The organism is Luteibacter sp. NPDC031894, from assembly GCF_050273135.1.
Taxonomy (GTDB): Bacteria; Pseudomonadota; Gammaproteobacteria; order Xanthomonadales; family Rhodanobacteraceae; genus Luteibacter.
In genome coordinates, this window is sequence record NZ_JBNNMV010000002.1 from 367,965 (window position 1) to 379,618 (window position 11,654).

The window sequence follows — 11,654 nt, forward strand, 5'->3', positions numbered from 1 at the left end:
CCCTTGTCCAACAGCGCCTATACCCGATCGGAACACATTCGCGCCCTCTGGCCGTGGCTACCGCTATGGGCCGCGATGGCCCTGCTCGCGATCTTCGCGCATGGCCCGATGCCGATGTTCTCGACGCGGACGCTCGCCGTGGCGTGGGAAATGTGGGCGCACGGACACTGGCTGGTGCCGCACATCAACGGCGACCCGTACAGCGAGAAGGTGCCGCTGCTGTTCTGGATGATCCACGCCGGCTGGGCGGTGTTCGGCGTCAGCGACGTCTGGCCGCGCATCCTCGAGGTGATCTTCGGCGGCGCCCAGCTGGTCCTCGCCTCGGTCCTGGCAGGGCGGCTTTTCCCGGCGCGCCCGTGGGTGGCCAAGGCCACGCCCTGGCTGCTGATGGCGCTGGCGTACGCGTTCCTGTTCGGCCTGCAGATCATGTACGAGGTACTCCTCGTGGTCTGGGTGCTGGGCGCGCTGCTCTGCCTCACGCCCACCGCCACGCGTGCGTCGCCGCGCTGGTGGCTGTTCGGTCTCATGGTCGGCGCCGGCCTGCTCACCAAGGGCCCGGTGATGGTGGTGCACGTCCTCTTCCCCTTCCTGCTCGGCCCGTTGTGGAACGACTGGGCGCGGCAGAACAAGGCGCGCTGGTACGGCTTCGGCGTGCTCGGGTTGTTGCTCGGCTTCGCGATCCTGCTCGCCTGGGCGATCCCCGCCGGCGAGGCGGGTGGCGAGGCCTATCGCCAGCGCCTGTTCTTCACCCAGACCGCCGGCCGCGTGGTCGACACCAAGGCGGTGGACCTGCAGAACCACGCGCGCCCGGCCTGGTATTACCTGCTGTTCCTGCCGGTCATCCTCTTCCCGCTGAGCGGCTGGTTGCGCGGCATCGTCGCCGTGCCGATGGCGCTGTTCCGGAAGCCGTGGCGTCCGGGTGCGGGTGTGGCCCTCCTTGTCGCTGGCATCGCGTTGCTACTGCTCCTGGCGTCCGCGCTGACCCAGGTCCCGACGTGGGTCGGCAACCTGCTGGTCGTGCTCGTCGTGCTGCCCTTGTTCGTCGCGCTCATGCGCCAGCCCCTGGAGCCGGGGCTGCGTTTCCTCGTGGCCTGGCTGCTGCCGACGCTGCTCACGTTCTCGCTGATCACGGGTAAGCAGCTCTACTACGTGCTGCCCGAACTGGCTGGGGCGACCATGCTGGTGGCTGCCGCGGTCGCCGATCTGCGCGAGCGGCACGTGGGCCTGGCGTCGCACTACGCGCTGGGCACGTGGCCGCTTTCGCTGGGCGCCTTCATCCTCGCGATCCTGCTGTTCGCGATGCCGTCGGTGGTGCCTACCCGGTTCCCGGACAACATCTGGCTCGTGGGGATGGCGCCCTACGCGCGCTTCTTCGGCGTGATCTTCATCGTGCTCGGCGCGCTGCTGCTCCTTCGCGGCCGCGGCGAGATGCGCCGGCTGGCGTTCGCCGGACTCATCGGCACGGTGGCACTCAATGCGTTGTTCACGCTGGGCCTCTGGTATCGCTACGACCTGACGCCCGCGTCGCTTTTCCTGGCGCAGGCCGACGCCGCCGGGCGCCCCATCGGCAACCTCGGGGTGTCCTACAACGGCCAGTACCATTTCGCCGGGCGCCTGATGCACCCGATCGCCCGGATCAAGGTCGCGCCGGGCATGCCCGCGCAGGTCGACGATGACGACGACAACGTGGTGCACGACGGCGACAGCCTCGCCGACTTCGCCGCCCACCATTCCGACGGCGTCATCGTCTCCTACGCCAAGCATCCGCCGGCCAATGCCTTCCGCTACGCGCGCCTGATCCAGCCGTCGCGCACGGGCTGGCTGATGATCTGGGACGCGCCCACGCTGGACGCCCTGCAGGCCGGACGCCTTCCGCCGGAACCGAGGCAGCCGACGCTGCTCTATCCTCAGGATTACTGGCGCACACGGACGGCCCTGCGATGACCGACCCCCTCGTCGAACGCCTGCGTGCCCAGCTCGGCGGCGTCCGCGACGGGGCCCTGCTGCGCTTTTCGCTCGGCAATGCGCTGCTCGGCGACGGCGCGTACGCGGACGCCGCTCAGGCCTTCCGCGATGCCATCGACTTCGACCCGCACTATTCCGCGGCGTGGAAACTGCTCGGCAAGGCCTTGCTCGCCATCGACGACCACGAAGGTGCCGCGGCCGCATGGCGATCCGGCATCGACACGGCGACCTCCCGCGGCGACATCCAGGCGGCGAAGGAAATGACGGTGTTCCTCAACCGGATTTCGCGCCCGCGCTGACCGCGCCGGTCTTATAGGGGTCCGGCCGGTCGTGGGCCGTGTAGCGCTTGTAGTGCCACTGGTACTGCGGGAACGCGCGCTCCACACACTGTTCCACGCCACGATTCAGCGCCGCGCAGGCGATCTTGAGATCGGCGCTGTCGATGCCTTCCGGCGCGGGCAGCACATGGATGCGGAATCCCTCGCCGTCGGGCAGACGCTCGGCAAAGCTGAAGAGGACGGTCGCCCCCGTGCGGGCCGCGAGCCGCGGCAACAGGACCATGGTGAGCGCATCCACGCCGAAGAAGGGCGCGAACTCGCCTTCGCCCTCGCGAGGCTTCTGGTCGGGAAGGATGCCGACGGTGCCGCCGGCGCCCAGACGCTTGAACAACGTGCGCACGCCCGCGCCTTCCGCCCGCACCTGCTCCGGCGCCAGTTTGCCGCGGACCTTGCGCAGGAGGGCCTCGATCGCGTGGATGCGCGGCGGGCGGTAGAGGATGGCCATCGGCGTCTTGCTGCACAGCCAGTAGTTCAGCAGTTCCCAGCAGCCCAGGTGCGGCGCGGCGATGATCACGCCCTTGCCGGAAGCCAACGCCTGGGCGAACAGCTCGCCGCCGACCACGTCGCGGACCAGACCCAGCGATTTCTCCGCCCCGCCGCCCCAGATGGCGGCGACCTCGGTCACCGACTTGCCGGCCTCCTCCATCGTCTGCCGCAGCAGGGTCGCCCGTTCGGCGTCGCCCAGTTCGGGCCTCGTGAGACGGAGGTTCACGGCGCTATAGCGGGCGCTGCGCGAGTTCGAGCGCAGCGATCGGCGGCCGATCCAGGCGCCCAGCGCATGGACGGTTCGCAGGGGCAGCAGGCTCACCAGCCTGAGCAGGAGATAAAGCAGGTAAATGTCGGGACGCATTCCGTGGAGTTTAGTTCGCGATTAAGCTTGGCGCCCACCAGCCGCTAAGCTCTCCATGATCGCAGTCATCCAGCGGGTCGAGTCCGCACGTGTCGAAGTCGACGGGGAAACGGTGGGCGCCATCGGCGCCGGCCTGCTCGCGCTGGTCGCGGTGGAGCCCGGCGACGGCGAGGCCCAGTGCGTGCGCATGCTGGAGCGCCTGCGGGGCTACCGCATCTTCTCGGACGCCGAGGGCAAGATGAATCTCGGTCTCGCCGATACGGGCGGCGCCCTGCTCCTGGTCAGCCAGTTCACGCTCGCCGCGGACACCCGCAAGGGCATGCGGCCCAGCTTCACCACGGCCGCGCCGCCCGAGGAGGGCCGTCGCTGGTTCGACCGCCTGGTGGAACTGGCCCGGTCCGCCCAGCCAGGGGTGGAAACCGGACGCTTCGGGGCCCATATGAAGGTTCATCTGATAAACGACGGCCCGGTCACCTTCCGCCTGGAGGTGCGCTGAGCCGTCACTGCGCGGGGCGTTCGGCCCCGCATCCTCCTCATCGCCACGCGGGACCGCCCGGCCAAAACAGGCCATCTGGCGCGATTCTTGCGTCCCGTCGATGAGTCCGATCCACTTGAAAACTGGTCAAAAAATCATCAAATGACTATACTGATCGGTTCCTGTAACCCGCGGCGGTCGGCATGACTAATAAAGCTCACGAGCAACAGTCTGAAATCAAACAGCTCATCTCCAAGGGACTGGAGCAGGGCTACCTGACCTATGCCGAGATCAACGACCACCTGCCCGACGATATCGTCGATCCGGAGCAGATCGAAGACATCATGGCGGTGCTCAAGGGCGTCGGCATCGAGGTCCACGATTCGGCTCCCGACACCGACACCATCTCCGATGGCGCCGCGCCGGGTACCAGCACGGACGACGAGTCCGCGGCCGAGGAAGCCGTGGCGCTGCTGTCGGCTGTCGACGCGGAGGTGGGCCGCACCACCGACCCCGTCCGCATGTACATGCGCGAGATGGGCACCGTCGAACTGCTGACCCGCGAAGGCGAGATCGCCATCGCCAAGCGCATCGAGGAAGGCCTCAGCCAGGTCCAGACCGCGCTGGCCAGCTTCCCGCTCACCATCCAGCTGCTGCTCGAGGAATACGACCAGCACGTGGAAGGCAAGCGCCGCCTGAGCGAGATCCTCGCTGGCTTCGCCGACCTGGAAGAGGCCGCCGACGCCGCCCAGGCCGAAGCCGACGCGAATGTCGACGCCGACGGCAACAGCGACGACGAAGAGGAAGAAGTCGAGGCCGCTACCGAGGACGAGGACACCGGCCCGACCGGTCCCGACCCGGAAGAGGTCAAGCGCCGCATGGAAGAACTCCGCTCGCTGCACGCGAAGTTCCAGAAGGCCGCGCCCAAGGCGGAAATCAACGACAAGAAGGTCGCGAAGATCCGCGAGCAGATGTCGGAAGCCTTCCTCAACCTCAAGCTCCCGTCGGCGCTGATCGACAGCTTCGTGCGCAAGCTGCGCGAAGTGGTGAACGACATCCGTCACCACGAGCGCGTGCTCATGGACATCTTCGTCAAGCAGGTGAAGATGCCGCGCGCCGAGTTCCTGAAGAGCTTCCCGTCCAACGAGGGCAACCTCGAGTGGGCCGCCGAGCTGTCGCGCAAGCGCCAGAAGTGGTCGCCGAACATCAAGAACTACCGCGAGGTGATCGACGGTGAGCAGGAGAAGCTCGCGCAGATCGAGCGCACCCTGTACCTGCCGCTGACCGACATCAAGGAAATCAACCGCGCCATGTCCGTCGGCGAGGCGAAGGCACGCCGCGCCAAGAAGGAAATGGTCGAGGCCAACCTGCGCCTCGTGATCTCCATCGCGAAGAAGTACACGAACCGTGGCCTGCAGTTCCTCGACCTCATCCAGGAAGGCAACATCGGCCTGATGAAGGCCGTGGACAAGTTCGAATACCGCCGCGGTTATAAGTTCTCGACGTACGCGACGTGGTGGATCCGCCAGGCCATCACCCGCTCGATCGCCGACCAGGCGCGCACCATCCGTATCCCGGTGCACATGATCGAGACGATCAACAAGTTGAACCGCATCTCCCGCCAGATGCTCCAGCAGTTCGGCCGCGAGCCGACGCCGGAAGAGCTGGCGAAGGAAATGGAGATGCCGGAAGACAAGATCCGCAAGGTCCTGAAGATCGCGAAGGAACCGATCTCCATGGAAACCCCGATCGGCGACGACGAAGATTCGCATCTCGGCGACTTCATCGAAGACACCAACGCCAGCTCGCCCATCGAGTCGGCGACCGAAACGGGTCTCATGGAAACCGTGCGCGACGTCCTCGCCGGCCTCACGCCGCGCGAAGCGAAGGTGCTGCGCATGCGCTTCGGCATCGACATGAACACGGATCACACGCTGGAAGAAGTCGGCAAGCAGTTCGACGTCACCCGCGAGCGCATCCGCCAGATCGAAGCCAAGGCCCTGCGCAAGCTGCGCCACCCGAGCCGTTCGGAGACGCTGCGGTCGTTCCTTGATATCGATTGATCGATAGGGATTTTTGGCATGATGAAACGCCCGCGCAAGCGGGCGTTTTGTTTTTGCGTGCAGGAATGCCCCGTCCCCTCCCGATCGTCGTCCGTGCAAAGGCGCGGACCCGGCGACTTCCCCGGTCCATCCACAATCCGGATCGGCTAAACTTCGTCCGGCGCAGGGCCTATAGCTCAATGGTTAGAGCAGAGGACTCATAATCCTTTGGTTCCAGGTTCGAGTCCTGGTGGGCCCACCACATAGAAGTCCGAAGTCGTCCAAGCTGCGCGATCCATCAAGGTTTGACCGATTTGGCCAAACCTTGATGGACGTCCAGCAAGTTTGTCCCCATGGCGCGGCTGACAATAAGGCGTGCGCGTAGCTTGCAGCAGGGTCGAATTCCACCTGCTCCACCTGTGAAATGCGGTCGTTTTCGTAGGGAAGAAGCATGAGGAAGTCCATGCGGGAACGCAGAAGGGCGTCGCGCCCTCGCTCCCTGACAGTCTGTGGGTCCCAATGCAGCCAGACCTCGGGTAACAATGCAGGCAGACCTTGCACGGACGCGGCGAAACCCTTGTAGAAGGCAGTGAACAACGCCGCCTGCGGCGGTGACGTTGGCGGCAGGCTCGCTTTCAAACGGCGATAGAGCGTTCCCTTGCCTTCATTCGCGTCTGCAATGCCCTGTTCGTCCATCCACCATGCTTGGAGGTCGGACCATCGCAGACCCTCCCTCCCGATCGGACGATTGTAAATGAGCACCTTGTCGGCGTTGGACACGATTTCGATGTCATTGTCGATCGCGTCAGCTTGCGGACGTGAAGCTCACTCAGGACGCGCTGGATGCGTTCATGGCTGAGGTGAAGACCGCACAGGCAGATGCCACCGCCACCGAGACTGTTGCCGCCTTATTGGAAGCGGCGGAAGCGGCTCGCGTTACCATCGGCAAGGCCGACGCTACCCAACTGGACAGCCTGAAAACCGTGCAAGCCACGCTGGAAGGGCTTGCTCCGCAATTGAAAGCCGCCGGCAAGCTGCTGGAAGCCCGCCACAAGACCTGGCTGAAGCTGCTGGAAACGGCGGAGAAAGGCTTGCGTGCGCGCTTGAGCAAGGCGTTCGAAGTCAAGGCGCTGCGCGAGGCCAAGCGCTCCTTGCAAGCGGCAGATGTGAGGAAGAACGAGGAGGCGACCACCCGTGACCTGGTGCTGGAAGGGATGAGGCAGTCGGCTCATTTCATCGCGCAAGGACGTTGGCTGCTGTCGCGCTTCCCAGATGGGGTGTTTGCGGCAGTGCCGGGGCTGTGCAAGGTGGTGACGGTTGAGGAGATCGCGGCGAATGACTATTCGCTCACGCCGGGGCGGTATGTGGGCGTGGCGGCGGTGTCGGAGGACGATGAGGAGGATTTCGTCGAGAAGATGCGTGAAATCCACGACGAGCTGACGGAGTTGAACGAGAGGGCGGTGGAGTTTGCCGGGAACATCAGTCGCAATTTCCAGGAGCTCTTCGCGTGAGTTGGCGAAATTTGCGCCTAGGCGACGGCATTCACGTAAAGCACGGTTTCGCATTCAAAGGCGAGTTCTTCTCCGATGCCGGAGAGTTAATGGTGCTTACGCCAGGGAATTTCCTTGAAAAAGGAGGGTTCCGTGCTCGTGAAGGAAAAGAGAGGTTCTATCACTCGGATTTCCCCCGAGAGTATTTGCTTTCGAAAGGCGACTTGATTGTCGCTATGACCGAGCAAGGCGAGGGATTGCTCGGAAGTGCGGCAAGGATTCCGGCAGACGGTAAGTACCTGCACAACCAACGACTTGGTCTAGTAGAGATTACGAACGAAGATCTGTTCGACAAGAAGTTCCTTTATTGGGCTTTCAATAGCCCCGGCGTTCGCGCACAGATTCGTGCTACATCCACTGGCGCGAAGGTTAAACACACCGCGCCACAACGGATCAAGAACGTTTGTTTGCTTGCCCCTGGTCTCGACGATCAGGCTGCAATCGCCTTCGTGTTGGATTCTTACGACAGTCTTATTGCTACGAACCAGCGTCGCATTGCCCTGCTAGAAGAAGCGGCCCGCCGCTTGTATCGCGAATGGTTTGTGCATCTGCGCTTCCCTAGCGTAAGCTTCCCCAATAGGTAGACACACAAGAACTGGAACTTCTGGCATCTTTCCCATCCGGAGGATCCATGAAGAAATCGAAGTTCACCGAGACGCAGATCGTCGCCATTCTCAAACAGGCCGACGCTGGCGTGCCGATCAAGGATATCTGCCGTCAGGCAGCGATCGGCGTATTACCGGCCGCCGGCTGACGCCGCCGTACGTGACGCGGCGCTGATCGCGGCGTTGTCCAGGGTGATCGAGGATCGGCCCAGCCGCGGCTTCTGGAAGTGTTGCGCCATCCTGCGTCGCACGCGTCCCGACTGGAATTCCAAGGGAATCTATCGAGTCTACAAAGCGATGAGGCTCAACCTTCGACGTGCCGCGCGGCGGCGGCTTCCCAAACGCGAGCGAGTCGCGCTGTACGTTCCGAAGCACCCGGATACCGTCTGGTCCATGGATTTCATGAGCGACGCACTGACGTGCGGCCGACGCTTCCGCACGTTCAATGTCGTCGACGACTTCAACCGGGAAGCCTTGCATATCGAAGTCGATACCTCGATCACGTCGGTACGCCTGCAATTTCAGCATCAAGCTTAGCTTTATATTTCTTGCCTTCTTCGGTCAACATTTTGCCTCCCCAACCGCCAAATGGCGGGCAATGGCGTCCGCAGGCCAAGCGTCATGGTCACCGGCGAGTCATCACATTCTGACGCGGCGAAGGGCTGATCGATCAATTGCCCGAGCCTCTTCTTGCATGCTACTGGAACCGTTCTCACGTCGAAACACTATCCTCATCGAGTCTCTCAATGCGACCTTGAGGCCGCCTGCGAACGGAGAACCTTCCAGGAATTGATCTCTTTCGCCAAAGAGGGATCGTGTCGAAGTTCGTCGATCAGGTGCGCGACTCCGAATTCTTGCATGGTCGATTGAGAGCTACAACGCAGATCCACGCACTGACATCCCGTCTCTGCAGGAACACTGGCTAGCATTCAAACCCAAACCCACTCTACGATAAGAAGTCGAGCTTCCCTCAGGGGACGGAACCTCGCCCAAACCGTTACCCATGTAACCGATATTCAAAAGCGGAGACAGCAGCGATCATGACGGATGAACCGAAAGTAGAGAACGTGCAGCAGATTCACAGCGCATCGGAAACGTCCGTCGACGCGCAGTCGACCGTCAAGCTCTCCCGAAGATCCTTCCTCACCGGCACGGCCCTCGCCGCAACGGGCCTGATGATCGTTCCCCGCCATGTCCTCGGCGGCCCCGGCCACACCGCACCCAGCGATCGCTTGAACATCGCCGGCATTGGTGTCGGCGGCATGGGCATGCACAACATCCGCGCGTTGGCCGGCGAGAACATCGTCGCCTTGTGCGACGTGGATTGGGGTTATACGGAAAAATCCTTTCGCGGGATGTTTGCCGACCTCGGCAAGGCGCAGGCGCGGCTCGACAAGGCGCAGACGCCCAAGAAGCGTCGCGAACTGCAGGATGAGATCGCGCAGACGCAGCTGCTTTCGCGCAAGTTCGATTCCATCAAGCGCTATACCGACTACCGTCGGATGCTCGAGCAGCAGAAGGACATCGACGCGGTCGTCATTGCGACGCCGGACCACCTGCATGCGGTGATCGCCAGCGCGGCGATGAGTCATGGCAAGCACGTTTACGTGCAGAAGCCTTTGACCTGGTCGATCCACGAAGCCCGCGAGCTGTCCAGGAAGGCCACCGCGAATCCCAAGATCGTCACTCAGATGGGCAACCAGGGGCATTCGACCGACGACGCCCGTCTGATCAACGAGTACATCGCGGCTGGGGCGATCGGCGAAGTGCGTGAGGTGCATGCCTGGACGAATCGCCCGTTGGTGTACTGGCCGCAGGGGATTCCGCGCCCGCAACCCCGGCCGAAGCCGGACGACACGAACTGGAGCATGGATGCGGTGATGGATCGGCTCGCCAATGCCATGGTCGGCAACTACCCGATACCGAAGGGCCTGGAATGGGATCTCTTCCTGGGCCCGGGCCCCGTCGTCGACTACCACCCGGTCTACCACCCGTTCAACTGGCGTGGCTGGGTGGACTGGGGCGTGGGTGCCATCGGCGACATGGGCGCGCATCTCATCGATTCGCCGTTCTGGTCGCTGGACCTGGGTTTCCCGACGTCCGTGGAAACCGTTTCGACGCCGTTCGACAACGCGTCGTATCCCATGGCGACGATGACGTATTTCGACTTCCCGGCACGCGGCAGCAGACCGCCGGTGAAGCTCACCTGGTACGACGGCGCCTTGCTGCCGCCGGGCCTGGAGGCGATGGGCGCCGGGCAGATGCGGGACGGCGGCGTCCTCTACGTCGGCGACAAGGGCAAGCTGATCCACGAGACCTACGGCGATAATCCGCGCCTGCTCCCGCAGTCGTTGCACGAATCCGTGGGCACGCCTCCGCAGAAGTACGCGCGCATCACTACCTCGCACGAGATGAACTGGGTCGACGCCTGCAAAGGGAAGACGAAGGCGTCATCGCCGTTCGAGTACGCCGCGCAGCTGACGGAAGTCATGCTGCTCGGCGTCGTCTCCCTGCGAGCGGGTGGCAGGATCGAATACGACGCGCAGAACATGCGCATCACCAACCGGGCGGAAGCCAACCAGTTCCTGCGTCGTGACTACCGCGCAGGCTGGTCCCTAGGGTAAGACGCCAGCCAGGCCAGGCCTCGGTACGTTTCGATAGAGAGACGACCGGGGCCCGGTCGACCCGCGCACCACCAGCTCGGCGGCGAGCACGCGCTTGCGCGGTGGCACCTCCGGGTCGTTGAGTATCTCGATCATCATCGCCATGGCTTCGCGTCCCAGGGCGTTCTTCGGCTGGGAGACGGTGGTCAGCGGCGGCGACGTGTAGCGGGAGTAGCGGATGTCGTCGAAGCCGACGACGGAGACGTCTTCCGGGATGCGCAGTCCACGAGAGATCAGGGCACGCATCGCGCCGATGGCCATTTCGTCGTTCGAGCAGAAGACCGCGCTGAAGGACTGGCCCTGCGAGAGCAACAACTCGACCGCTCGCTCGCCGGCCTCGATCGAGAAGTCCCCAACGGCGGTAAGGGCGGGGTCGGCCGCGATGCTCGCTCGCTGTAGCGCGAGGTGGTACCCCTGTTCGCGGTCGACGCAGATAGGGCTCGATGCGGGGCCGGCGACGAAGGCGATGTCGCGGTGGCCCAGGGCGACGAGGTAGTCGACGGCCGCGGACGCCGCCGCGACGTTATCGACATAGACGCTCGAGATGGCGCTGTCCTTGACGTATTCGCAGGCGTTGACGAGCGGCAGGCGGCCATCCATGGGGATCGCGGGCACGCGATGGAACATGGTGATGATGCCGTCGGCCTGTCGCGCCGCGACCATGTCGGCATACGCTTGTTCGCGCACGAGATTGCTCTGCGTTTCACCCAGGAGCACCGAATACCCATTCTCGTAGGCGACCTGCTCGATGCCGCGGATCACTTCCGAGAAGAAGGGGTTGGTGATGTCGGGAAGCAGCGCGACGATCAGCCGTGTCCGCGCCGTCCGCAGGTTCCGCGCGAGCGCGTTGGGCGTGTACCCGAGTCGCTTCACCACTTCATGGATACGCTGCCGTGTTTCCTCGCTGACGATTTCCGGACGCTGCAGCGCACGCGAAACGGTTGCCACTGAAACTTTTGCGATGGCGGCGATTTCCTTCACCGTGCGCACGCGAGCAGGCTGCGGCGCAACATCGGCCTGTTGACCGTCGACGCCTTGTGGCTTTTGCCCTGGTCCCTCTGCACTCACGCGTGTTTCCATCCCTAATGTTGCAGCGCAATGTAATGGATTACATAAAACCGTTGCAGGCGTCTTCACCCATCTGATACATATCTTTGCATCTTCAG

At 63.7% G+C, this 11,654-nt stretch carries 9 protein-coding genes, 1 tRNA gene and 2 pseudogenes; 10 read left to right on the plus strand and 2 right to left on the minus strand.

All coding sequences use genetic code 11. The features are described 5' to 3' along the window. Nucleotides 1–3 precede the first annotated feature (3 nt). Nucleotides 4–1,944 carry an ArnT family glycosyltransferase gene (locus ACQKIE_RS07650; protein ID WP_427457478.1) on the plus strand — a complete coding sequence of 647 codons (1,941 nt, stop codon included), beginning with the start codon at nucleotides 4–6 and terminating at the stop codon, nucleotides 1,942–1,944. Then, nucleotides 1,941–2,264, plus strand: coding sequence for a tetratricopeptide repeat protein (locus tag ACQKIE_RS07655; protein ID WP_427457480.1), 324 nt, complete (start codon nucleotides 1,941–1,943; stop codon nucleotides 2,262–2,264). The genes ACQKIE_RS07650 and ACQKIE_RS07655 overlap by 4 nt, the downstream gene beginning before the upstream one ends. Here ACQKIE_RS07655 and ACQKIE_RS07660 read toward each other — a convergent pair. Further along, nucleotides 2,239–3,153 (minus strand): lipid A biosynthesis acyltransferase, encoded by a 915-nt coding sequence (locus ACQKIE_RS07660; RefSeq protein ID WP_427457482.1) that lies wholly within the window; start codon nucleotides 3,151–3,153, stop codon nucleotides 2,239–2,241. The two genes, ACQKIE_RS07655 and ACQKIE_RS07660, sit on opposite strands and share 26 nt — an antisense overlap. 55 nt (nucleotides 3,154–3,208) lie before the next feature. Between ACQKIE_RS07660 and dtd the strand changes: the two genes are divergently transcribed. From dtd to ACQKIE_RS07700, 8 genes and pseudogenes are all read left to right on the plus strand, one after another. Beyond that, nucleotides 3,209–3,649, plus strand: a complete 441-nt coding sequence (dtd, locus tag ACQKIE_RS07665) for a D-aminoacyl-tRNA deacylase (RefSeq protein WP_427457484.1) — start codon at nucleotides 3,209–3,211, stop codon at nucleotides 3,647–3,649. A gap of 182 nt (nucleotides 3,650–3,831) precedes the next feature. Then, on the plus strand, nucleotides 3,832–5,691 hold the full coding sequence (gene rpoD, locus ACQKIE_RS07670) for an RNA polymerase sigma factor RpoD (RefSeq protein WP_427457485.1): 1,860 nt from the start codon (nucleotides 3,832–3,834) through the stop codon (nucleotides 5,689–5,691). Between the two features lie 165 nt (nucleotides 5,692–5,856). Then, nucleotides 5,857–5,932: transfer RNA gene (locus ACQKIE_RS07675), tRNA-Ile, on the plus strand. 556 nt (nucleotides 5,933–6,488) lie between these two features. Continuing rightward, on the plus strand, nucleotides 6,489–7,181 hold the full coding sequence (locus ACQKIE_RS07680; RefSeq protein WP_427457486.1) for an N-6 DNA methylase: 693 nt from the start codon (nucleotides 6,489–6,491) through the stop codon (nucleotides 7,179–7,181). Continuing rightward, nucleotides 7,178–7,804: a restriction endonuclease subunit S gene (locus tag ACQKIE_RS07685; protein ID WP_427457488.1), complete on the plus strand. Its 627-nt coding sequence runs from the start codon at nucleotides 7,178–7,180 to the stop codon at nucleotides 7,802–7,804. The genes ACQKIE_RS07680 and ACQKIE_RS07685 overlap by 4 nt, the downstream gene beginning before the upstream one ends. Before the next feature lie 47 nt (nucleotides 7,805–7,851). After that, nucleotides 7,852–7,941: pseudogene (locus ACQKIE_RS07690) on the plus strand (transposase); the annotation flags it as partial. Nucleotides 7,942–7,945: 4 nt separating this feature from the next. Continuing rightward, nucleotides 7,946–8,341: pseudogene (locus ACQKIE_RS07695) on the plus strand (IS3-like element ISXac4 family transposase); the annotation flags it as partial. Nucleotides 8,342–8,865: 524 nt separating this feature from the next. After that, nucleotides 8,866–10,449, plus strand: coding sequence for a Gfo/Idh/MocA family protein (locus ACQKIE_RS07700; RefSeq protein WP_427457490.1), 1,584 nt, complete (start codon nucleotides 8,866–8,868; stop codon nucleotides 10,447–10,449). Here the strand turns inward: ACQKIE_RS07700 and ACQKIE_RS07705 are convergent. Next, nucleotides 10,441–11,556, minus strand: a complete 1,116-nt coding sequence (locus ACQKIE_RS07705) for a LacI family DNA-binding transcriptional regulator (RefSeq protein WP_427457492.1) — start codon at nucleotides 11,554–11,556, stop codon at nucleotides 10,441–10,443. The two genes, ACQKIE_RS07700 and ACQKIE_RS07705, sit on opposite strands and share 9 nt — an antisense overlap. Between the last annotated feature and the right edge of the window lie 98 nt (nucleotides 11,557–11,654).

Bases quoted from the DNA above. Each gene is read 5' to 3' on its own strand.
- rpoD (WP_427457485.1), top strand. From the start codon at position 3,832: ATGACTAATAAAGCTCACGAGCAACAGTCTGAAATCAAACAGCTCATC.
- dtd (WP_427457484.1), top strand. From the start codon at position 3,209: ATGATCGCAGTCATCCAGCGGGTCGAGTCCGCACGTGTCGAAGTCGAC.
- ACQKIE_RS07700 (WP_427457490.1), top strand. From the start codon at position 8,866: ATGACGGATGAACCGAAAGTAGAGAACGTGCAGCAGATTCACAGCGCA.
- ACQKIE_RS07655 (WP_427457480.1), top strand. From the start codon at position 1,941: ATGACCGACCCCCTCGTCGAACGCCTGCGTGCCCAGCTCGGCGGCGTC.
- ACQKIE_RS07660 (WP_427457482.1), bottom strand. From the start codon at position 3,153: ATGCGTCCCGACATTTACCTGCTTTATCTCCTGCTCAGGCTGGTGAGC.